The organism is Corynebacterium testudinoris (assembly GCF_001021045.1).
GTDB lineage: Bacteria > Actinomycetota > Actinomycetes > Mycobacteriales > Mycobacteriaceae > Corynebacterium > Corynebacterium testudinoris.
In genome coordinates this window covers 2,524,348-2,546,239 of sequence record NZ_CP011545.1, presented here as the reverse complement: position 1 = coordinate 2,546,239, position 21,892 = coordinate 2,524,348, and the positions used below count along the sequence as shown (strand labels likewise).

Genomic DNA, 21,892 nt, shown 5'->3' with positions numbered 1-21,892 from the left:
TTCTTCTACCGCCACTTTATCCCTGTGGTGAGACCACGCTGGGACGGTGGGGGAACACGCCCTCGTGGATGCCGGCGGCGTCGAGACGCTCTAGTAGTTCTTCGGGGCTGTGCTCTAGGTGGAAGGCCGTTTCTTGGGGGTAGAGGAAGTACAGCCCCCAGAATTGCACGGTCACTCCGCCGACTTCGAGCTCGAAGATTCCGGTGTTTTCCACGGATGTTGGCCCGCCGAGGATCAGGCCGGAGAATTCGGAGCCTTCGTAGGTTTCATCGATCGTTTCGCCAGCTTGCAGGGTGGATCCGTACCCCAACCACGTGTCCATGAGGTAGGGGACAACGGCGGTGAATTTTAGTTGCTGGAAGGGCCAGCTATTCCGCTGCTCTTCCTCGTCGGGCACGTCCCGCGATTGGATGAGGGGTGTCCAGTCCGCGGGGAGGGTGATCATGAGCTCTGCCCGGTCGAGATTTTTCAGGCTCCGAGGAACGTTCATCTGGTGCAAGGACATCCCGCAGGTGACCAGGGTCCACAGGGGACGCTCGGGCGTCGGTGCCCAGCAGTAGACGTCGATGCGCAAGCCATTGGGCACTATTTCGTGCCACACGGTCGGTTCCCCGGGGAGGTAACGGGAGAGGTGTTCGGGGATGGCCTCGAGGAGGGTCCCGGGGAGGTTGAACATGGCGCCCAGCCTATTCGGAAGTAGGCAGACCGCGACGTGCGTAGTGGGCGAAGTAGATGATCCAGCCGATGACGGTGACCAAGGCGAAGGAGATGAGCCGGTAGATGAGGGCGGCTCCGGTGGCGTCGACAGCTGTCATGCCGGAGGCGACGAGGGTGGCCAGGATGGTGGCTTCCACTGTGCCGAGTCCGCCTGGGGTGACCTGGGCGGAGCCGGCGATTTTGGCGGTGGTGTAGGCGAGGAGGACGCCCATGATGGTGGTGTGGTCGGGGGTTTTCTCCAGCCAGGGGGCGGCGTCGGTGATGGCCCAGATGCTGGCCCAGAGGACGACGGCGTCGAGAAGCCGGTTGGCTAGGGACCAGAAGGCGGCGGCGGCAAAGCTTCGTTTGTTCAGGTGAACGGTGTCGAGTTGGTGGATGTGTTTGACTACCGATTCGATGCCGGCGGTTTCTTCGCGGCGGAGCAGGCGGTTGATGGGAGGCATCCATGACCTAGCCCAGTGTTCGAGGTGGCGGGGGTTGTTGGCGGCCCAGTAGACGGCCCAGGACAACGCGACCATGGCGATGAGCGATCCGACGAGGGACCAGATGCTGATTTTCGCGCCGAGGAAGAACACTCCGCAGGCGCCGATGAGGACGAGCCACATGGTGGAAATCGCCGAGGACAGGACGAAGAACCAGCCGCAGAGTACGGGGGAGGCGCCCCAGCCGCGTTGGACTTGGTAGGTGAAGAAGGCGGAAAACGCCGGGCCTCCGGGCAGGGTCGTTGACCACGAGTTGGAGGCCATGGTCACGGCGGTGGCTTCGCGTAGGCGGACGGCGGTTCCGCCGGCGCGCATGAGGAGGCGCATGACTTCGGCCATGGCAAACAGGGACGCGAAGGCGGCGGTGACGGCGAGGATGATGCCGGGTACGTGGGCGTCGCTAAGCCTGCGGACACCTTCCCCGAAGAAGGGGAATTGGTCGCGGAAGATGACGGCCAGCACCACGAGGACGGCGAGCGGCGCGACCCACCTCACCCACTGGTTGGCCGCAGCCTTCTTCAGGAACTCCATTATTGTTCCAGCTGACGCTGCTCGTCCTCTTGAAGGCGTCGGAGCAGCTCAGCGAAGGGGACTAGCTCGTCGTCTTGACGGGTGGTGCGGCCGCCGCGCACGGCTTCTTGCTCGTCGACGATGACAGCATCGTGGATGGAGAGTTCGGCGGTGTCCTGCGCCGACGGCGCCTGAAAAGGCTTATCGACGACCGCGGGGGTCACCGTCGCACCATGTCCCAGCTTGGCGTACGCCTTCTTGATGAAGCCGGGCGCCCACCAGTTGTCTTCCCGCAGCAGGTGCATGACGGCGGGGACCAACATCATGCGGATGATCGTCGCATCGAGCGCGAGGGCGGCGATCATGCCGAAGGCGATGTACTTCATCATGACGATCTCGGAGAAGCCGAACGCGCCGGCCACGACGATCATGATGAGCGCCGCCGCGGTGATGATGGAGCCTGTGTGCGCGGTGCCGTATTTGATGGCGTCGTCGGTGCTGTCGCCTCTGTCGCGGGCTTCGACCATGCGGGAGACGAGGAAGACCTCGTAGTCCGTGGATAGGCCGTAGACGATCGCGACGATGAGGACCAGCACCGGCGACATGAGCGGGCCTGGGGTGAAGTTGAGCAGGCTGGAGCCGACGCCGTAGACGAACATCGCGGTGAGGATTCCCAGCGTCGCGCCCAGGCCCAGGATCGTCATGATGATCGCCTTCGCGGGCAAGATGAGCGAGCCGAAGACTAACGCCATGAGAATGAACGTGGCCACGATGATGTACAACGCCATCCAGGGCAGCTTCTCCATGAGCGCCTCGATGGATTCGATCTCCATCGCTGGCGTGCCGCCGATGTAGGCGTTGACGCCGTCGGGGATGGTGATGGCGCGGAGCTGATCGACGACGTCGCCGTTGAGTGAGCGATCCTCGATGCCTGCAGAGAGCACCGTGGTGCCATCGACCGTGCCGGAGTCCGGCGTGAACGGCGAGGACAGGCCGGTGATCTCGCGGGTCTGCAGGTAGATGTCGACGAGTTGCTGCTCGCTGGCGTTGGTCACGACTAGTTTGATCGGCTCGGTGCGGAAAGCGGGGAAGCTTTCGTTGAAATCATCCTGGGCCACGCGGGTGACCTGGTCGGGCGGCAGGTAGGTCTCGTTGATGCCGCCGAACTTCACGCCTGCTAATGGCAGGGTGAGCGCGAGGAGCAGGCCGACGATGGCGACGGTGACCAGCTTGGAGTGGCGCATCGCCCAGGCCGGGAAGCGGAACCAGATGGTGTCTTCAAGGCGGCGGGCCTTGCGGCTGGCGCGCCGGACCGACAGCTTGTCGATGTTCCGGCCCAGCATGCCAAACACCGCGGGCAGGACCGTGACCGAGAGTAGGGCTGCGAGCCCGACCGCGGAAATGGCGCCGTAGGCCACTGACTTGAGGAAGGCCTGCGGGAACACCAACAAGCCAGAGAGTGCTACGGCGACCATGAGGGCGGAGAACACCACCGTCTTGCCCGCGGTGGCGGTCGTGGTGGTCACCGCCGTTTCTATATCAGCGCCCTTGTCTAACTCTTCCCGGAAGCGGGAGACCATGAACAGGCCGTAGTCGATGGCCAGGCCGAGCCCGAGGAGAGTGACCACGGACTGGGCGAACACGTTGACCTGGGCAACCCCAGCCAAGATGGAGAGGATGCCCAGCGAGCCGGCGATGGACAACACGCCAACGAGCAGGGGCATGAAGGCCGCCATGACGGAACCGAACACCACGAGCAAAAGGATGGCTACCACCGGCAGGGCCACGACTTCGGCGCGGACGATGTCACCCGCCATGCCGTCATCGAGGGCGTCGGCGACGGCGGTGGCGCCAGCGACCTGGACGGTGACCCCCTCCGGCAGCTGCTCGGAGACGAGTGAATCCTCGATGGTGCGGAAGTCCTTGAGGGTTTGTTCGCCATCACCCACGAGGCCAATAGCGGCGAAGGCCTTGGTTCCATCAGCGGTGATCAGTTGGGAGTTGCGGGTATCGAAGTAGCTGGTGATCTTGTCGATCTGTCCCGGATACTGCTCCTTGAGCTGCTCCAACTGGCTGGCCACGGCGCCAAACGTGGCCGGGTCGTTGAGGGTGCGCCCCGATCCCTCTGCCGTTTCGTAGAGGAGGATGACATCGCCGTTATTGTCCCGGCCAAATGTCTCAAGCTCGATCTTGGCGGCGGCGGTGGAGGAGGAACCGGGGTCGTCCCAGCCTTCCTGGCTCATGCGCTCGCCGAGGCGGAGGCCGAAGATGACATAGATGGCCAGAATCGCGGCGATGACGATCACCGGGACTATGCGGCGGTGTCGATAGGAAAAGTGACCCCATTTGAGGAACACGGCAATCCTCCTTTCCGGGAACGAGGCTTAGTGGTTGCGGCTGGATAATAGCGCCGACAGTGGGCGGAAGGGCTGCAGCCACGCGCCCTCGGAGGGGAGAGAATCGAGGCTGATGCGCGGCAGCGGCTCGCGGAAGACGCCGGGGATCTCCTCCAGGTCGACGAAGGTGATGGAGTCGGACGCCACGGCCCAGGAGGCGTGCTCGTGGAAACCGAGGACGGTGACGGGCAGGCCCTCAGCGGTCAGCTCGTCGATCGTCTCTTTGAAGTTTTGCCCATCGGCGGAGGCGACGACCAAGCCCTTGAGTACGCCTTCTGCGTGGCGGCGGCGAATGTGGGCGAGCATGTCCGGATCGACATCGGAATCTTCATCAGTCTTGGGCTTGGCAAAGACCGCGAAACCGACGTTGCGCAGGGCCTCGACCCACGGGCGGATGACGTCAGCGCCGCCGGGGGTGACGTTGGTGAACACCGTCGCCTCGGCCTCAATGCGGTGGCCGGTCTCGTGCGCCAGGCGGCCGGCTTGGGCAAGCATCCACCGGCCGATGGCGTCGAATCGTGGGCGGTAGGCGGCGGTGGGGCGGCCTCCCAGGATGGCGCCGAGGCCCATGTCCAGGTTCGGGGCGTCCCACACGAGCAGCAGGCTTTCGGGCCCGGGTGCCGCCGCTGCCGTGTAATGGTGGGTGGATTCGTGAAGATCGCTCACGGAGGGGTTCTCATTTCGGAAAATAGGAGTTAAGCAGGCGTGTTAGTGCGCTGCCAAAGAAATTCATTGATGGTGTGGTCTTTTTGCAGACCCTTGCCCTCAAACTTAGTGATCACCTGGCGATCGGTCAGCTGCGGGCAGTCAACCCACGGCCAGCCCCGGTAGTCCAGGAGCGGTTCCACGTCCACGAGCTCGGAGATCCATTCGGCATAATCCGCATGGTCGGTCGCGACGTGGAGGACGCCACCCGGCTTGAGGCGGGTGGCGATGAGGTGCAACGTGCCGGACTGGATGAGGCGGCGCTTGTGATGGCGGGCCTTCGGCCAGGGGTCGGGGAAGAAGATGCGCACGCCGTCGAGGGAGGCGGGCGCGATCATCCGGGCGAGGACTTCGACGCCATCGCCGCGGACCATCCGGACATTATTAATGTCCCCGCGCACGACCGATCCGAGCAGTTTCGCCAGACCGGGCTTATACAGTTCGACGGCGATAACGTTGGTGTCGGCTTCCAGCGGGGCCATCGCAGCGGTGGAGGTTCCGGTGCCGGAACCGATTTCCACGATGGTGGGGGCGCCTGCGCGGCCGAACCACGAATCGACGTCGATAAGCTCATCGCTGAGGACGCGTCCCAGGTGAGGCCAGTTTTCCTCCCAGAGTTTTTCTTGGTTGTCGGTGAGCGTGCCGCGCCGAAAACTCACGGCGCCGAGGCGCGGGTAGGCGCGACCGTCATCGCCAAAGTCGGTTTGCGGGGGACGGCCGGCGGGCAGGTCTCCGAGCGGGCGGGCGTTATCAGGGAAATCAGAAATAGACATCCTTTATATTGTCCCCTTGCGATGGGCAAACTTCAATTCTCTTGGCACCATAATCGCTTGAAGTTGCGGGATTGATCGCGCCGGGTCATCATGTGGGCGACAGCATTCAGGGGGGATGCGAGTGGAGACTCCGGATATGTTCCTGCGCGCCGCGGATTGGGCGCATGAGCGTGACTTTGGCTGCCCGGTGGGCATGGATTTGCGCCGGATTCTCACCGAACTCACCGGCCCACCTCGCGTGGGGGCCTGCACCATGGAGGGCAGTGTGCCGTTGCCTGCCGGGCACGGGGTTCGGGAAGTCACCGTCTCCTGGCCCGCGCTGTCGCTGGGTAGTGATGCCGCTGTGCTCGTCCACCCCTCCCCCTTGCCGCCCGCAGCCCGGGCGCGGATTCATCACGCCGCGCCCCTCGTGCTGGTGATTCCGGTACTCCATCGACAGGCCTGGGACGCCGCCTTGGCCCAGGTAGAAGCCCAGTTAGTGACTGTCCGCCTTCGCTTGTTGGCGGCGCAGCTGCGCCTGCTTGCCGCGCGCCATCCTTCGGTGGCTGAGGAGTTGGTGGCGATAGCGAGCGAGGCTGAGCCGCGTCGCCCGCGGGTCGCGATCATCGGCCCCGATCCGCGTGCCCGAGCTCACGCGGCCGCGCTGGCGCAGGGGGTGGAGGTGGTCGAGCATGCGGATGTGGAGGCGGTCCTGGCGGTTGCCCCGCCCTCCGGGTGGAGCCCGGACGATGTGCCCACGCTTATCGACGCCGCCCGCCGCAGCGGCCGCCTCATCAGCACTACCCCACTCCCGCCCGGGGTCGACGGAATCGTCGCCGCGCCCGGCGAGCTCGCCCAGGCGCTCACCCGCCCGCGCGCGGGCGTTCTCCCAGCTCCCAGGCTCGGGGCGTGGCAGCGGGCGGTCGAGCACTGCGAGCGTCGGCGTCGCCTGCTTATCGACGCCCACCTGGCCCACCTCACCGCCCACGCCGACAAGCAACCCGCGGCGACGATCGCGGGTTTGCAAGCGGTGGCCCGCAGTTATCAGCTCCCGGAACCCGTGCCGCCGCGCCTGGGTTCACTTGCGGTGCAAGCGATGGTGTTGGGCGTGGCGGCGGGGGCCGCCCTGGGGCGGGTTGTGTGGTGGTGGCACCCGGTGGCGGGGGCCATTGTGGGAGTAGCGGCGGGCGTGGTGGTGGGCTGGCTGCGGTGGGTGCGGGGGCGTAGAGAAGTACACGTGCTGTGGGCGGAGCGGGAGGCAGCCCGCGTGCGCCGGGCGGTGGCGGCTGGGGGCGGTCAGCGGGACGGCCCGCAGCGCTGGCTCCACCGCACTTGGACGTTGGCGCGCGACTAGGTCGCGATGAGTGAAGGAGACCGGACATGGATCTGCACGGATTGGCAGGATTGGCGGGGGAGGGCGAGGGGCTCCGGTTGTACCTCGGCGACCAAGAATGGGGAGTGGGAGGGGTGGCCGGGGATTCGGTGACGCTGTGCGATGCGGAGGGCATGACGGTCTACGCTGACCTCGACGGCGATGGAGACGTCGATCACATTTCCACAGTTCACGGCGATGGTCGCTTCGAGGTGTATTCGGCCGACCCGCACCGCGCAGTGTGGGGTTTGCCCGACTTTGACCCCCTCTGTGACCAACCTAACATGGTCGTGGCCTGCGAAGATTCTTCCCAAAACACCCCCGAAATGAGGCAAAGAAAAGGTTCGCATGATGAGCAAGCGGACATGTGGATTCGTATAGAGCATGGATAGGGCACATGTAGGGCCTCGGAGGGGGGTGAGGGCGGTGTGAGAAGCCCCCGCGAGCGGGCTCAAGTCGATAATCTAGGGGGAGGAAACTCTATCTAGTGACGCTTATGTCAAGGAGAACACATGACCACTGCCATCAAGGGCCTTGTTGGCCCCGCCCCGACCGACAATGAGAAGCTCCTCACCTGGATTGCTGAGGCAGTGGAGCTGTTCCAGCCGGAGACCGTCGTCTTCGCGGATGGCTCGCAGGAGGAATGGGATCGACTCACTGCTCAGTTGGTTGAGGCTGGCACCCTAATCAAGCTGAACGAGGACAAGCGCCCCAATAGCTTCCTTGCTCGCTCCAACCCGGACGACGTCGCCCGCGTCGAGTCCCGGACCTTCATCTGCTCCGAGAAGGAGGAGGACGCCGGTCCGACCAATAACTGGGCAGACCCGGCAGCCATGAAGGCGGAGATGACCGAGGTATTCCGCGGCTCCATGAAGGGCCGCACCATGTACGTTGTGCCTTTCTGCATGGGCCCCATCACGGACCCAGACCCCAAGCTGGGCGTCCAGCTCACCGACTCCGCTTATGTCGTGCTGTCCATGCGCATCATGACCCGCATGGGCTCTGAGGCCCTGGCCAAGATCGGTACCAACGGCGACTTCGTGCACGCGCTCCACACCGTGGGTGCCCCGCTCGAACCGGGAGAGGAAGATGTCACCTGGCCGTGCAACGACCTCAAGTACATCACCCAGTTCCCGGAGACCAAGGAGATTTGGTCCTTCGGTTCCGGCTACGGCGGCAACGCCATCCTGGCCAAGAAGTGCTACGCCCTGCGTATCGCCTCTGTCATGGCTAAGGAAGAGGGCTGGATGGCTGAGCACATGCTCATCCTCAAGCTCATCTCCCCGGAGGGCAAGAGCTACCACATCGCCGCGGCCTTCCCGTCGGCTTGTGGCAAGACGAACCTCGCCATGATTACCCCGACCGTCAAGGGTTGGACCGCCGAGGTCGTCGGCGACGACATCGCTTGGCTCAAGCTGCGTGAGGACGGCCTCTACGCTGTTAACCCGGAGAATGGTTTCTTCGGCGTCGCGCCGGGCACCAACTACTCCTCCAACCCGATCGCCATGAAGACGATGGAACCGGGCAACACCCTGTTCACTAACGTCGCCCTCACCGATGACGGCGATGTCTGGTGGGAGGGGATGGACGGCGAGAAGCCTGCTCACCTCATCGACTGGCTGGGCAACGACTGGACCCCGGATTCCGGCGTCAACGCCGCTCACCCGAACTCCCGTTACTGCGTCCCGATCGAGCAGAGCCCGGCCGCCGCACCGGAGTTCAACGACTGGCACGGCGTCAAGATCGATGCCATCCTCTTCGGTGGCCGCCGCGCTGACACCGTCCCGCTGGTCACCCAGGCCTTCGACTGGGAGCACGGCACCATGATCGGCGCCACCCTGTCCTCCGGGCAGACCGCCGCCTCCGCTGAGGCCAAGGTTGGTTCCCTGCGCCACGACCCGATGGCCATGCTGCCGTTCATGGGGTACAACGCCGGTGACTACCTGCAGCACTGGATCGACATGGGCAACGAGGGCGGTGACCGCATGCCGGCCATCTTCCTGGTCAACTGGTTCCGCCGCGGTGAAGATGGCCGCTTCCTGTGGCCGGGCTTCGGCGACAACTCCCGCGTTCTCGCCTGGGTGGTTGACCGCATCGAGGGCAAGGTCGACGCCGATGAAACCGTCGTTGGCTACACCGCCCGCGTCGAGGACCTGGACCTGTCGGGTCTGGATACCCCGGTGGAGGATGTCAAGGAGGCACTGAGCACTTCGGCTTCCGATTGGCAGCGCGACGTGGAAGAGAACGAGGAGTACCTCGCCTTCCTCGGCCCGCGTGTCCCCTCCGAGGTTCACACTCAGCTGGCTGCGCTCAAGGAGCGCATCGCCAAGGCTTAAACAGCCCGCTAGCCCTAAAGCCCACCGTCCTCAGTGACGGTGGGCTTTAGGCTTTGCGCACCACAATGACCAGGTTGGACACTAGGAATTCGCGCAGCCCGGGAACGCGCACGAGCCACCAGGCCCACGAGGGGTGGTAGCGCGGGAAACAGATCTCGACCTGAGCTACGCCTCGTTGCTCCAGCGAGCGCGCCCACCGCAGGCCCGCGGCGCAGGAGACATCGAAAAGCGAGGTGCCGAAGCTGTTTTTGGGCGGGTGGCCGTGGCGGCGGGCGTAGCGATCACGGGCGAACGCCCCACCGACGTAGTGCTCCCACATGCCGGTTTCATGCCCGCCGAAGGGACCGAGCCACACGGTGTAGCTGAGCACGCACAACCCTCCGGAGGCGGTGACGCGCAGCATGTCCTCGCCCATGGCCCAGGGGTCGGGGACATGCTCGGCGACGTTGGAGGAGTAGACGACGTCGAAGGAACCTTCGGTGAAGGGGAGGTGCGCGCCGTCGCCACGCACGGCGCCGGGGACGGCGATACCGGCGGCAGCCATCTCGCCGACATCGGGCTCAACGGGAACGTAGTAGGCGCCGCGGGCCTGAAAGGCGGCGGCGAAGTAGCCGGGGCCGCCACCGACGTCGAGGACCCGCCTGCCGTGCAGGGGGGTGCCGGTGACATCGCGCAGGAGGGCGTCGATAAGCATGGCGGTGTCCTCGGCGAGCGGGCGATAAAACAAGGCGGGCGTGGTCTGCTCGTGGCGGATTGCTCGCAGCAGGGACCAGGAGCGCCGAAGGGTCGCGAGGTGACGAGTGTGGGCGGGCACGAATCCATCGTGCCATGGCGCGGCAGGTAGGCTGGCGGCGCTATGAAGATCCTTCTGTTGTGTTGGCGCGATTCGACTCACCCCCAGGGTGGCGGCTCGGAACGCTACCTGGAACGCGTCGGCGAGTACCTGGCGGCCCACGGCCATGAAGTGGTCTATCGCACCGCCGGGCACACGGATGCCCCCCGCCGTTCGCAGCGCAATGGGGTGCGGTTTTCCCGCAGCGGCGGCAAATATTCGGTCTATCCCAAGGCGTGGGCGGGGATGCTGCTTGGGCGGATGGGCGTGGGGACGCTCGCGGGGATCGACGCCGTCGTGGATACCCAAAACGGCATCCCCTTCTTCGCTCGCCTCGTCTCCGGCGCGCCGACGGTCCTGCTCACGCACCATTGCCACCGCGAGCAATGGCCCGTCGCTGGGCCGATCATCGCGCGTATTGGCTGGTTGCTGGAGTCGCAGGTGGCCCCGCGCGTCTACCGCGGCGCGCCTTATGTGACGGTGTCCCAGGCCTCGAAGGATGATCTGGTTGACCTTGGCGTGCGGGCCGATGATATTCGCATCATCGAAAATGGCATCGATCCCGTGCCCGCGCACGTGCCGCAGCTGGCGGAGGATGGGGCGATCCATCTGGTCACGCTGTCCCGGCTGGTCCCGCACAAGCAAATCGAGCACGCGATGGATACGTTGGCCGCGCTCGCGCCGGGTCGCACGCTGGTGCTCGACGTCATTGGTTCCGGCTGGTGGGAGGATGAATTACGGGAGTATGCCATCGCCCGCGGTATCACTGAGCAGGTGACTTTCCATGGCCAGGTCACCGAGGATTACAAGCATGCCCTCCTTGCGCGCGCGGCCGTCCACCTCATGCCTTCGCGCAAGGAAGGCTGGGGCCTGGCCGTCGTTGAGGCGGCGCAGCACGGCGTGCCGACGGTGGGGTATCGCACCGCCGGTGGCCTGCGCGATTCCATCCAGGATCACATCACTGGCCTGCTCGCCGACAGTCCGGCCGATCTCACGCGCCTCACGGCGCTGTTGCTTGACGACGCCCCCCTGCGCCGCTCACTGGGCACCACCGCGCGGCAGTGGGTCACCGATTTTTCGTGGGCGACGACGGGCGCGCGTTTCCACGAGCTCCTCGTTGAGCACACAGCACAACGACGGGGATGAGCAGCCAGCCGAGGAGCATGATCAGACCCGGCCACGTGGAGGAGGGACCTTCGCCGGTCTCGTGAATGGTGTCCCCGTCCACGATGAGGCCGATGCCGAGGAAGGCCAGGCCGTCGATGTCGTTGTCGGCCCAGGCCTGCCCGGCTTCTACCCAGCGCATCGTGGGCGCATCCACGACCTCCCCATCGACGACCAGTGCCCCAGACTGCACGGTGGACAGTGCTTTGTTGAGGGGATTGAGCGCCAGCCGACCATCGGGCAGGAACACGATGTCGGGTTCGTCGACGAGGTACACGTCACGCCCAGCAGCCTGGTTCACTAGCTCCTCCGAATACAGGGGCGCGGTTGTCGGGGTGAGTTGTTTGAGGGCAAGCGGGGCGTCGGGGACCTGGAGTAAGGCCAACACAACGGCCAGGCCTGCGGCCCAGGAACGCAGGGATGCCGCGGCCATCACGTAGGCGGGCAGGGCGAGGACGACGAGCTTGCTGCCATCGCGCAGCAACCCGGCGCCCGGGAAGGTGACCACGGCCCAATTGAGGACACTGGGAAACAGCCACGTCGCACACGCCCCACCCAGTCCCAGCCCGGCCAAGATGAGCAGCGGGGTGGGAACGTGGCGGGCACCGAGCAACAGCACGCCGAACAGGGCAACCCCGGCGAGGGCGAAGCCGACCTCCCGGGAAGCGGGCACCGCATTGGCGTTCCAGATCCCGCCCAGCCCCACGAGGGAACCCAGCGTGCCCACCCACTTCTCGGCGCGGGGGATGAAAGCCTCGACGGAATAGCCGAAGCTACTAGAAGTCAGCAGGATACCGGGAACCAACCAGGGGAGGGACACAACGACGCCGACGACTCCCGTTACCCAGCGCCCGCGCCCCCGGGTCACCGCTAGACCCGTGGCCACAGCAAATATCGCCCCGGTGGGGGTGAGGGAGGCGGCCCACATGGCTAGCCACATGAGTGTGCGGCGCCCGCTCAGGCCAGCGGCGGCGATGAGCAGCAGCAACCACCCGGCGAGGACCAGTGACCAGTGGCCCTGGAGGAGCCGCTCCACGACGAAGGGATTCCACAGCGCGATCGTCACCGCGGCGCATTGGCCGAGGACCCCGGCCCCAGCCATCCGCGCCAGCCACAGCGCCCCGACGACCCCGGCGATCGCGGCGGCGACGATGAGCGCTCGGGCAATCCAGGATGCGGGGGCGATGAGGCCGACGAGTGCGAGGAAGCCATCTTGGGGGACGTTGCGAGCCGGGAGATCTCCGATGCCCAAGGCCCCGGGGGACAGGGCGGGGGAATCGAGGACCAGCATGTCGCGCAGGGCCAGTTGGCCCGGAAGAACCAGTGGCCACAGCAGCGCCGCGATGAGGAGGGCGGCGGTGAGCCACGGGAGCTTAGATAAGCGCGATGTGGTCAGGGTGTCTCCTTAGCGCGGCGACGCAGCAAGACGAGCGCGACTCCCCACGCGGCGAGGACGAAGGCCACCGCCTTAGCCAAGTAGGCGAACCCCTGGAGCAATGTCAGGCGCTGCAGGCCTTGCTCGGCGAGGGCCGTCTGCGCCGACGTGGTCGCTTCGTCCCACTGCAGCTCGGAATAGTAAAGAGTGTAAGCGGTGGCGGGTTCGGTGCCGAAGATGCGCGCCTGCGCATCATCCTCGGCGAAGAAAATGTGCGGGCGCTCGGAATAATCGATGACCGTGCCCGTATCGGGCTGGACCCAGAACGTGCGGGTGATGGTGAAATACGAGGTCACGGACACGAGGTCGGTGGGGCTGTGGCCAAAGCGTTGGAGCTGCTCGGGGGTGTAAAACCACTCGGCGAGCCCCGTCAGATCGACGGAGGTGGATCCGGTCTTGCTGCCGGGGATAAAGGTCTGGGACATGCCGGGGGTGAGGCGGCGCGGCTCGACGGTGTGGGTGAACTCATAAGCCTTGAGTCCGTTGTGCTCGTACTCCCCGACATAATCAATCGGCTCCGTCTCCTGAGTGAGGCGATCGAAGAAGTCATAGGATTTACGCTCAGCCGGGAAGGGGAAGAAATACTGCAGGCCCTGGCGGGTAAACGCGGAACCATCGAAACCCGAATCGGCGTCCGGGATGACCAGCCGCATGGAGCTCACCGGCTCGGGAACGGGGTAGGCCGTCGAACGGTTGATGCGCACATGGTCTTGGATCTCCGCGACGGGGGCATCGAACATGAACATGGTGAGCGCCGAATCGACGTTGACTTCCGAGCGCTTATCCGTCTCGCTCGTCGTTGTGACCTGCCGGTAGAAGGAGGTTCCCTCGATGACCAGGCAGGAGTAGGGCACCTCGAGGATGCTCTCGCCCTGGCACTCCGGCCGGTCAGCATTCTCCGCCGGGATGGTCTGATCCCGCCACGCCGTCGGGTCCAAGCCCAGTGTCGGGCCAGGGTTGGTGGCAAAGGACTGCGACTGGCCCACCGGCAATGGTCGCATGAGGTTAATCACCAGCGGGGGAATGGTGGAGCCGGCGAAAAACAGCAGGCCGGAGATGAGGAAGATGATGAGGATGGCTCTGCGGCCACCTAGAGGCGACTCTCCTCGCGCTGGGGCTGGGTGAGACACAGGCATCCTTCCACTAAGCTCGTCCGCACTGGAGAAAATTCTCGGGAGGTGGCGGGGCTGTGGTTCATTCGCCGGACAGTTCACCGAACAGCTTACCGCGGCAAACGAATCGATTGCAGCTCACACAGCCAGATATTTCTCCATCCTACAAAAGGAACCATCTCCCGGCCCTCGAGGGCCTGCGAGCCGTGGCGGCCGTGGGAATTGTGCTCACCCACGTTGCCTTTCAAACCGGAGTGGACCCCACCTCCGTGGTGGGTTCGCTCCTCGCCCGCTTCGACTTCTTCGTCGCGGTGTTTTTCTTCCTCTCGGCATTCTTGCTGTGGCGGCGCCACTACGCTGACCGCACCGTCCCCGCCATCGGGCGCTACCTGTGGAAACGGGCGGGTCGGATCCTCCCCGGCTACCTATTGTGCGTTGCGGCGGTCATCCTCTTGCTTCCGGAGGCCTCCCGGATGAGCTGGTCGCAGATCCTGGCCAACCTCACTCTCACTCAGGTCTACGTGCCGAATGCCCTCGCGCCGGGCCTCACCCACCTGTGGTCGTTGAGCGTCGAAGTGGGGTTCTACCTCGTCCTTCCCCTCTTGGCCCTGCTCATTGGCGGGTTCTCCCGCAGGACGCGCATCCTCGCCATTGTCGCTCTGGCGGTGCTCAGTCTCGGTTGGGCCTTCCTCCCCTTCGTCTCCTCCACCCCGGCAGAAGGCCTGCCGAACCGGCAGATCTGGCCCCCCGGTTTCGTGCTGTGGTTCGCCCTCGGGATGCTTGCCGCCGAGGTTGAGGGCCGAGTACCGGCGTGGGCCGGGCGGTTGTTGCGGGTGCGGTGGCCCTGGTGGATCGTCGCACTCGTTGTCGCGTGGGTGGCCGGGCAACCGTGGTTTGGGCCGGTGGGGCTCACTCACCCCGAGCCCGCGGAGTTCGTTCTCCGTGTCCTGGCCGGAGGGGTGTTCGCGTTCGCCATCGTCGGCCCCGCGGCGCTGGCCCCATCCGAGCGAGGGTGGTTGTGCAGCCCGCCGATGCAGGCATTGGGGCGCTGGTCCTATGGCATCTTCCTCTGGCACGTGGCCATGCTGTCCGTGGCGTTCCCACTGCTCGGGGTGAGTCCCTTCCACGGGGCAACTGTGCAGGTGTTGGCGGTCACGCTCGCCCTCACCATCCCCGTCGCGGCCGCCAGCTACGTCTTCATTGAGGAGCCCGGCAACAGGCTGGCCAGGCAGGCCGCACACAGGAGGGCGACGACGAGGGAGTCTCCCGCGTAGTCGGCGCTGGGCCACGGTCCGCGGGCGAGCCAAGCACCAGAGATAAGGAGCGGGACTGTTGCCAAGACGCTGGCTGGGAACACCGTCACCCGCCTGATAAGCAACGCCAGGGCACCGGCTAATAGGCCCGGCCAGCCGACGGCGAGCCCGATGCTCACCGCGGCGAGCACGAACAATCCGCGCCCCGAACCGCTGGGCGTAGACAGCGCAGGATCGGACTCCCACTGGCCCCGGCGCGCCACCATCCCGATGGCCGTGAGTAGTGCCAGCACGCCGATGATTGCCCCACCGAACAGTGACCACCGGTAGGTGGCTTCGCCGGCGAAGCTGATGTGGACGACCCCCGCCGTGCCGGCGGGGACCTGGAAGGCCTGGGTGGCGGCGTCGATAAGCACGGGTGTCAGCTCCTCATCCCCGAGGTGGGCGCGCAGACCCGGGTTGGCCGCGCGGCCGGTGATGAGGAGGCGATCAGAGTCGTCGGTCATGAGTGCCCGCCCGGTCAGCGACCAGGCTGGGGAGGGGTTGAAGCCATCTTCGGTGAGGGTGATCCACTGGGCGCGCGTTTCCACGCGGTGCGGGCCCGCGGGCAGTTCGATGAGGTCGCCGCGGGAGTAGTCGACGCCGTCGATGGTCACGGGTCGGCGGTTGGGGGCGTCGAGGCGCATGGTGAGCGGGCGGGGTGCGGTGAAGTCGCGGATGAGCACGCCGGTGTCGACGAAGAGGCGCTGGAAAAGGAATTGTCGGACGTCAGGGGAGGTATCGGGCACGGTGACCACGCGCGAGATGTCGTGGCCCGCGATGGATACTTCCGAAAGGCCGACGGGCTGGCTGGCGGTGAGGGTCACGCGCACGGCGTCCACCGCTCCCTGCAGCTGCACCTCGGTGGGCTCGCTGGCGGCCAGTTCCACGGTGAGTCCGTTGACCTCGACCACCGTGTCATCGGTAGCGGTGATGCTGACCAGGGGATGGTCCACCGGTTCCGTCGGCGTGAGTTCCAGCCACTGCCCCCTCGCCCCGCCGGGGCTCGGCCACCACGCGGTGTCGGTGCGCTTATCGACGCCCGCCGTCAGCGAACGCCGCGCGTCCGCCCCACCAAAGCTCGTGGCATCCGCCGCCGAACTGCTGGCGGTCACCGCCCCGCCGCGGGTCTCGACCTTTGTCAGCGGCCCAGCGCTGGGGTAGTCCGGGACGGCGTTGGTCACATCCGCCCCCTCCTCCCGGGTGGCCAGCGGCGCGCTGACCGCCCGGTCCAGGGTGCCGTAGTTGCGCACCACCAGCATCGGGGTATCGGTGACCACCTCGGCATCTGCGTCGACAAGTTGGCGGGGCCCAGGACCTGAGAGGGCATCGAGCAGGGCGAGAGATTCGCCTCCCCCGGCAACCCGGATGGGAGCATCGCTGATCATGAGGTCGGCGTTGGGATCAAAAAGCACCACCTCGATCTGCTCCTCCGCGCCGAATGAAGTGAGGGTGCCGCCTGTGGCCTCGGCGAGGGCGCTGGCATCAATGGTGGCGGGCGAGCCACTAAGGTCATGGCGGATGAGCACCGCGCCGATGCCCAGGCGACGAAGCGACTGGTAGCCGCTGGTGGGATCCTCGTTCAGCACCGCCATCACCCCATCGAGCCCGCGGATCGCCTCGGGATTAATGAGCGGAACGGCGTCGCGCACCGCCCAGGGAACCTCGAGCAGTGGCTGGGCGGGCTCGTCGCGCGTCCATCCCCAACTCTGGCGGGCGAAGGAGGCCTGCGGGGTGATGAGAGTTCGAGTGCCCTCCGTGTGGGTGTTGAGGTAGTTCGCCGCCTCCTGCCAGTAAGACGGGACATGCTCATAGGCCCCGCGGGGGAGCAGGCGGCCCGACCACGCGGGCGCTATCGAGACTGCGGCGATGAGGACGACGAGGGTGCCGGCAACTGCCCGCCGCCCGGTCTGCGCTGGGGGCACAGTAGGCATCCGCAGCGTAGCCCCCAACCCGGCCACTCCCACCAGCAGGGGAATGCGCACGAGGAGATCGAACTTGTGCAGGTTACGCAGAGGGGCGCCCGCGCCGTCGAGGAAGGCCAACCACGGTGCGGACAGCGGCCCGTGGGCGGCGCCGAGGATGGCGATGCCGACGAAAAGCATGCCCACCCACAGACGTCGCAGCGGGAGATCGCGCCGGGCTAACCCCCACAGGCCAAGGGCAGCAACGGCAACGGTGGCGAGGACGAACACGGGCGAGGAGACGAGCGTGGTCCCAGCGATCCGTTCGGTATCAACGAAGGGCGCCCAACTCGTGGTGCCGCGAAGAATTTCCACCAGATTGAGCCAGCGGGTGGTGACGAAGGAGGACTCGATGAAATCCGTGAACGGTGCGGAATAGCGGCCCAGGACCAACAGTGGTCCTATCCACCAGAGGCTGACCAGCACGCACCCGGCCAGCCACCCGGAGAGGGTACGTCCGGCGAGGTGGTCGCGGCGCAGCAGCCGCCAGATCAACACCAGGCCCGCCGGGGTGCACGCCGCGAGGGTGGCGGTGGCGTTGACCGCCCCCATGAGGGCGACGGGAATCGTGGCCGCCGCCACGGCCCGCCAGCCGAGCCGGCCCACGACCGCCACGATGACCCACGGAGCCAGCATGATCGGCCAGGTCTCCGAAGAAATCGACGTCAGCGTGCTCAGCGAGCGGGGAGACAGCGCGAATAACAGCGCCGCCAGCACCTGGAAGGCGGGGCTGCCGATGCGCAGGCGCTGCACCAGCAACAGAAACCCACTGAAACCTACGCCGAGCACCAGCGTCCACCACATTCGCTGCGCCACCCAACTCGGCAGTGAGTCCGTGAGCAGGAAGAAAGCTCCCTGGGGGAAGAGGTAGCCGTAGGCCTGGTTTTGCAACTGGCCCAGGGTGAAGGTGTCCGTCCAAGCGTGCAACGCGCCCGCCAAAAAGCCCGCCGGGTTGGCCGCCAGGTCATGCTTCGTATCCGCAGAGGTGTGCCCCGGCGATTGGGTCCACACCAGCAGGGCGAGAAACAGCCAGCCGAGCAGGTGCTGGACGGGCAGGCGCCGGAGCATCAAGGAGGTGGGGCTATCCGCGCGTGCCGTACTCCGGGCCACCCAGCAGGGCATCCTCGGCGGGGACCGCGTTGCCCTGGGGCACGGTGTCCTGCCCGGAGAAGGTGGCGATACCGATGATGGAAATAATCCCCAACGCCACACCGACGACTGCGCTGGCTACCACGGAGCTCAACGCGCGGCGGCGAGTGGAATCGGAAGAGTTGGCCATGGCTCGGAATTCTAGCAGGACTATTCGCCAGAATCCTCCGGCTCATCGGCCGGTGGGACGATGAACACAGGGATGCCCGCGTTCTGCAGCACCGAGCCCGCGGTCGACGGCTGCCACAGGGAGCGCCACCCGCTCATTGCTCGCGTGCCAGCGACGATGACGTCAGGGCGTAGTTCCTGGGCGGCGTCGACAATCGCACACCACAGCGCGGTCTCGGCCTCCACGAGGTGGGCCCGCGCCGTCAACCCCAGCGACTCGGCCAGTTCCATGCCCTCGCGGCACGTTGCGCGGGCTTTGGAATACGACGGATCATCATCCTCCGCACCCGGGACCCATTCCGCCTGGTGCAACCCCGACATCCCGATGGTGCGCGCGGCCGTGCGGTGCATGGGCTCCCACGCGGTGATGACTTCCACTTCGGTGGGCACGAGCAGCCGGGCAGCGTAGGCCATGGCGCGCCGGGCTTCGGCGGAACCGTCATAGGCGATGAGCATGGTGGACACGGCGAGCTTCCTTTCCTGCCGGTGGCATGGTGGTCCCAATCTTATCCCTGCCGAGTCGGCGGCCGGTCGGGCAGACTAGGGGGTGTGTTGAACAAGCAGGTGAAGTCAGTGGTGGTCATCATGGCGGCGACCTGCCTCCTGGGCTTGGTGGGGTGCGCAACCTCGCCGACGGTGCCCGACCCGGCGGCGTCGACAAGCTCAGTGGCAAGTTCGGTGACAAGTTCGGTAACAAGCACCCTGCCCCCGCCCGATCCCGCGCGGGAGCGGGTGCCGCAGGACCAGCGGGCCAAGGTGGCCTCGCTCATGGTGGTTGGGGTGACGGATTTCGATGATGCTCTGGCAAAACTCCAGCAAGGAGCCGGTGGCATTTTCATCTCTAGCTGGGCGAATACGGAGCTGCTGGCCACCCCGGGGCGCGATATCGCGGAGCTGCGCCGAGTCATGGGGAGGCCGTTTTCGGTATCCATCGACTTCGAGGGCGGCCGGGTGCAGCGGCATGCGGAAGTGTTGGGTTCGCATGCCTCGCCGCGAGAGTTGGCTGATACGCAAAGCGTGGATCAGGTTGAGGAGCACGCTTATCATCTGGGCCGCACCCTGCGTGAGCATGGCGTGACGGTGGATTTTGCCCCGGTCATTGATGTGGATACCGCCGCGCTGGACGTGGTCGGCGACCGAGCTTTTTCCACCGACCCCACCCAAGCGGGGGAGTACGGAGCGGCCTTCGCGCGGGGCCTGGAGGCGGCGGGGGTCACGCCGGTGTACAAGCATTTCCCCGGTCATGGGCAGGCGAGTGGGGATACTCACCACGAGTTGGCCACGACCCCGCCTTTGGATCAGCTGGTCGGCCACGATCTGGTGCCGTACACGATCGCGCTGCGGGAGAAGAACGCCGCCGTGATGGTCGGTCACATGGTCGTGCCGGGTCTGGGGGATGCGTTGCCCGCGAGCCTCAATCCGGCGGCCTACCAGCTGTTACGCAGTGGCGATTATCCCGGTGGCATCCCGTATCGAGGGCTGATTTACACCGACGATCTCTCAGGCATGCGGGCGATCACGGACCAGCATCCGCTCCCGCTGGCCGTGGCCATGGCGATTGCCGCCGGCGCGGACCAAGCCCTGTTTTCTTCGGTCTCCGATTTTGAGGAGGTGATCAGTGCCGTCGACGCGGCTGTCACCACTGGTCAGATTCCTCCGCAGCAGATCGAGGATTCCGCTTATCTAGTCCAAAAGCAGTTGCTCACCTCGGGGGTTTAAGCGTGCGCTGTGAAGTATGTATTTCACCGGCGGGCCGGTTAGTGTGTGACGTGTGAGTAAGTCAAACAGCCACGCCAAGGGTGGTAGCCGCCGAGCCACCCGGATCGTTGGGGGCGTTCTCGTCGGCCTCATCGCGGTGGGTGGCATTGCCTACGGTGTCGATTACGCGCTAACCCAGGGGAAGATTCCTCGTGGCACCACGGTCGGCGGCATTGAGATTGGCGGTATGGAACCGGCGGCCGCGCGTGGCGTGCTGGAAACCGAGCTTGGCGACGTCCCGACCCGCGCCGTCGAGGTCCGCGCCGGCGAGATGTCCACCAGCTTCGTCCCCGCCGAGGCCGGCATGGTCATCGATTGGCAGCAGACCGTCGAAGACATTGGCACCGAGTCCGCCAACCCGTTGGTCAAGCTCAACGGCCTGTTCGGCGGCAGCTCCGAGGCACCGATCGTCTCTCATGCCGATGAAGCGCTGCTCGCCCCCCAGCTTGAGAACGTGCAGGCTCAACTCACCCGCGATCCTGTCGATGGTGCCGTTTCGCTTATCGACGCCCGCGTCAACGTCACCGATCCCATCAACGGCCAGGCCGTCGACGGTGCGCAACTGCGCACCGTTGTCACCGCCGAGTGGCTCAACCCCTCCGGGGTTGAGGCGGAGGCCGCGATTACGCCCCCGGCGATCGATACCGACGACGTCGATAAGGCGGCTAAAGGCGACGCCGCCGACGCGCTGACCTCTGCCATCTCCGTCAAGGGCCGCAACGACGTCACCGGCGTCATCGAGCCCGCCCGCATGGGTGAGGTGGTCACCTTCGTCCCCGATGCCGGCGCCCTGCGCACCGACATCAACCACGAAGTGGCCCAAGCAATCCTCACGGAAGCGCTCGGCGAGACCGAGAAGAAGAAGCAGAACGCCCAGATTGCTTTCTCCGGTTCCTCCCGCACCGTCACCCCCAGCGTCGACGGCGAAAAGATCAACTGGGAGACCACCCTCGGCGAACTCAACGAGCGCATCCTCTCCACCAGTGAGCCCAATCGCACGTGGGAAGCCGAGTACGAGGACGATCCCGCCACCTTCACCACCGAGATGGCCCAGGTAGCCACCTTCAACGAGACCGTTGGTAGTTTCACCACCTCCGGCTACTCCGCTTCCTCCGGCGTCAACATCTCCCGCGTGGCGTCCGTGGTCAACGGCGCCATCGTGGCCCCCGGCGACACCTTCTCCCTCAACGGCTACACCGGCCCCCGCGGTGCTGCTCAGGGGTACGTGGATTCGGGCATCATCATCAACGGCCGGGCCGGCGAAGCCGTCGGCGGTGGTATCAGCCAGTTCGCCACCACCCTCTACAACGCCGCGTACTTCGCCGGCATGGAAGATGTGGCCCACACGGCCCACAGCTACTACATCTCCCGCTACCCCGCCGGACGTGAAGCCACCGTCTTCGAAGGCGCCATCGACCTGAAGTTCCGCAACAACTCCAACTACCCGGTGCGCATCGATACCTCCGTTGGTGGCGGCGATGTCACGGTCACGTTGTCCGGCGTGAAGACAGTCACCGTCGAATCCGTCAACGGCGGACGCTGGGCGCCTACCCAGCCACGAGAGCAACGAGTCTCCGGCTCGGACTGCATTCCCTCCGGTGGCGCCCCCGGCTTCACCACGTCTGATACCCGCATCATCCGCAACCTCTCGGGCGGCGAAATCTCCCGCGAGACCCAGACCACTGTGTACGACCCGCAGCCGATTGTCCGCTGCTCCTAAGCCTTTGCGCGCAGCTGCGCGCGCGAAA

At 65.9% G+C, this 21,892-nt stretch carries 17 protein-coding genes and 1 pseudogene; 7 read left to right on the top strand and 11 right to left on the bottom strand.

Going from position 1 to position 21,892, the window contains the following annotated elements:
- Window positions 1–16: 16 nt before the first annotated feature.
- The 5 genes and pseudogenes from CTEST_RS12185 to trmB all read right to left on the bottom strand — a co-directional run bounded on the left by CTEST_RS12185 (window position 17) and on the right by trmB (window position 5,583).
- Window positions 17–676, bottom strand: coding sequence for a suppressor of fused domain protein (locus CTEST_RS12185; RefSeq protein ID WP_047253963.1), 660 nt, complete (start codon window positions 674–676; stop codon window positions 17–19).
- Between the two features lie 10 nt (window positions 677–686).
- Window positions 687–1,730, bottom strand: coding sequence for a lysylphosphatidylglycerol synthase transmembrane domain-containing protein (locus CTEST_RS12180; protein ID WP_047253962.1), 1,044 nt, complete (start codon window positions 1,728–1,730; stop codon window positions 687–689).
- 194 nt (window positions 1,731–1,924) lie between these two features.
- Window positions 1,925–4,066, bottom strand: a pseudogene (locus CTEST_RS12175) (MMPL family transporter); the annotation flags it as partial.
- A gap of 27 nt (window positions 4,067–4,093) precedes the next feature.
- Complete coding sequence (locus CTEST_RS12170; RefSeq protein ID WP_047253960.1) at window positions 4,094–4,771, bottom strand: NYN domain-containing protein; 678 nt, start codon at window positions 4,769–4,771, stop codon at window positions 4,094–4,096.
- Window positions 4,772–4,800: 29 nt separating this feature from the next.
- Window positions 4,801–5,583 (bottom strand): tRNA (guanosine(46)-N7)-methyltransferase TrmB, encoded by a 783-nt coding sequence (trmB, locus tag CTEST_RS12165; RefSeq protein ID WP_047253959.1) that lies wholly within the window; start codon window positions 5,581–5,583, stop codon window positions 4,801–4,803.
- Between the two features lie 121 nt (window positions 5,584–5,704).
- On the opposite strand from trmB, the gene CTEST_RS13165 reads away from it, so the two are divergent.
- From CTEST_RS13165 to CTEST_RS12150, 3 genes are all read left to right on the top strand, one after another.
- On the top strand, window positions 5,705–6,916 hold the full coding sequence (locus CTEST_RS13165; protein ID WP_144413286.1) for a hypothetical protein: 1,212 nt from the start codon (window positions 5,705–5,707) through the stop codon (window positions 6,914–6,916).
- Window positions 6,917–6,942: 26 nt separating this feature from the next.
- A complete protein-coding gene (locus CTEST_RS12155; protein ID WP_047253958.1) occupies window positions 6,943–7,326 on the top strand; it encodes a DUF6802 family protein in 384 nt (127 codons plus the stop codon).
- Window positions 7,327–7,446: 120 nt separating this feature from the next.
- Complete coding sequence (locus tag CTEST_RS12150; RefSeq protein WP_047253957.1) at window positions 7,447–9,270, top strand: phosphoenolpyruvate carboxykinase (GTP); 1,824 nt, start codon at window positions 7,447–7,449, stop codon at window positions 9,268–9,270.
- A gap of 46 nt (window positions 9,271–9,316) precedes the next feature.
- Here the strand turns inward: CTEST_RS12150 and CTEST_RS12145 are convergent, their stop codons facing one another.
- Window positions 9,317–10,084, bottom strand: a complete 768-nt coding sequence (locus CTEST_RS12145) for a class I SAM-dependent methyltransferase (protein WP_047253956.1) — start codon at window positions 10,082–10,084, stop codon at window positions 9,317–9,319.
- Window positions 10,085–10,126: 42 nt separating this feature from the next.
- Between CTEST_RS12145 and CTEST_RS12140 the strand changes: the two genes are divergently transcribed.
- Window positions 10,127–11,248: a glycosyltransferase family 4 protein gene (locus tag CTEST_RS12140; protein WP_047253955.1), complete on the top strand. Its 1,122-nt coding sequence runs from the start codon at window positions 10,127–10,129 to the stop codon at window positions 11,246–11,248.
- Here CTEST_RS12140 and CTEST_RS12135 read toward each other — a convergent pair.
- Both CTEST_RS12135 and CTEST_RS12130 read right to left on the bottom strand, forming a co-directional pair.
- Window positions 11,169–12,557: a hypothetical protein gene (locus CTEST_RS12135; protein WP_236686099.1), complete on the bottom strand. Its 1,389-nt coding sequence runs from the start codon at window positions 12,555–12,557 to the stop codon at window positions 11,169–11,171. The genes CTEST_RS12140 and CTEST_RS12135 overlap by 80 nt on opposite strands.
- 101 nt (window positions 12,558–12,658) lie before the next feature.
- Entirely contained in the window at window positions 12,659–13,831 is a 1,173-nt protein-coding gene (locus tag CTEST_RS12130; protein ID WP_047253953.1) for a DUF3068 domain-containing protein, read from the bottom strand.
- Window positions 13,832–14,019: 188 nt separating this feature from the next.
- Here CTEST_RS12130 and CTEST_RS12125 point away from each other — a divergent pair, with 188 nt between their 5' ends.
- Window positions 14,020–15,087, top strand: a complete 1,068-nt coding sequence (locus CTEST_RS12125; protein WP_236686098.1) for an acyltransferase family protein — start codon at window positions 14,020–14,022, stop codon at window positions 15,085–15,087.
- Here the strand turns inward: CTEST_RS12125 and CTEST_RS12120 are convergent.
- Genes CTEST_RS12120 through CTEST_RS12110 form a run of 3 tightly spaced genes read right to left on the bottom strand, consistent with a single transcriptional unit; the run spans window position 15,003 to window position 18,842 of the window.
- The gene (locus tag CTEST_RS12120; RefSeq protein ID WP_236686097.1) at window positions 15,003–18,179 is read right to left on the bottom strand and encodes an alpha-(1->3)-arabinofuranosyltransferase domain-containing protein; all 3,177 of its coding nucleotides are present in this window, start codon (window positions 18,177–18,179) and stop codon (window positions 15,003–15,005) included. The two genes, CTEST_RS12125 and CTEST_RS12120, sit on opposite strands and share 85 nt — an antisense overlap.
- The gene (locus CTEST_RS12115) at window positions 18,151–18,348 is read right to left on the bottom strand and encodes a DUF2613 domain-containing protein (protein WP_047253952.1); all 198 of its coding nucleotides are present in this window, start codon (window positions 18,346–18,348) and stop codon (window positions 18,151–18,153) included. The genes CTEST_RS12120 and CTEST_RS12115 overlap by 29 nt, the downstream gene beginning before the upstream one ends.
- A 20-nt stretch (window positions 18,349–18,368) precedes the next feature.
- Window positions 18,369–18,842 carry a universal stress protein gene (locus tag CTEST_RS12110; RefSeq protein ID WP_047254454.1) on the bottom strand — a complete coding sequence of 158 codons (474 nt, stop codon included), beginning with the start codon at window positions 18,840–18,842 and terminating at the stop codon, window positions 18,369–18,371.
- Window positions 18,843–18,938: 96 nt separating this feature from the next.
- Here CTEST_RS12110 and CTEST_RS12105 point away from each other — a divergent pair, with 96 nt between their 5' ends.
- Together CTEST_RS12105 and CTEST_RS12100 are read left to right on the top strand one after the other, a co-directional pair.
- A complete protein-coding gene (locus CTEST_RS12105; protein ID WP_376701806.1) occupies window positions 18,939–20,105 on the top strand; it encodes a glycoside hydrolase family 3 N-terminal domain-containing protein in 1,167 nt (388 codons plus the stop codon).
- A 52-nt stretch (window positions 20,106–20,157) separates the two neighbouring features.
- The gene (locus tag CTEST_RS12100) at window positions 20,158–21,864 is read left to right on the top strand and encodes a VanW family protein (protein ID WP_047253951.1); all 1,707 of its coding nucleotides are present in this window, start codon (window positions 20,158–20,160) and stop codon (window positions 21,862–21,864) included.
- Window positions 21,865–21,892: the final 28 nt, after the last annotated feature.

Coding starts and splice junctions, on each gene's coding strand:
- CTEST_RS12185 (WP_047253963.1), bottom strand. CDS start 676: ATGTTCAACCTCCCCGGGACCCTCCTCGAGGCCATCCCCGAACACCTC.
- CTEST_RS12150 (WP_047253957.1), top strand. CDS start 7,447: ATGACCACTGCCATCAAGGGCCTTGTTGGCCCCGCCCCGACCGACAAT.
- CTEST_RS12115 (WP_047253952.1), bottom strand. CDS start 18,348: ATGGCCAACTCTTCCGATTCCACTCGCCGCCGCGCGTTGAGCTCCGTG.
- CTEST_RS12155 (WP_047253958.1), top strand. CDS start 6,943: ATGGATCTGCACGGATTGGCAGGATTGGCGGGGGAGGGCGAGGGGCTC.
- CTEST_RS12135 (WP_236686099.1), bottom strand. CDS start 12,557: ATGCTGGTCCTCGATTCCCCCGCCCTGTCCCCCGGGGCCTTGGGCATC.
- CTEST_RS12140 (WP_047253955.1), top strand. CDS start 10,127: ATGAAGATCCTTCTGTTGTGTTGGCGCGATTCGACTCACCCCCAGGGT.
- CTEST_RS12180 (WP_047253962.1), bottom strand. CDS start 1,730: ATGGAGTTCCTGAAGAAGGCTGCGGCCAACCAGTGGGTGAGGTGGGTC.
- CTEST_RS12110 (WP_047254454.1), bottom strand. CDS start 18,842: ATGCTCATCGCCTATGACGGTTCCGCCGAAGCCCGGCGCGCCATGGCC.
- trmB (WP_047253959.1), bottom strand. CDS start 5,583: ATGTCTATTTCTGATTTCCCTGATAACGCCCGCCCGCTCGGAGACCTG.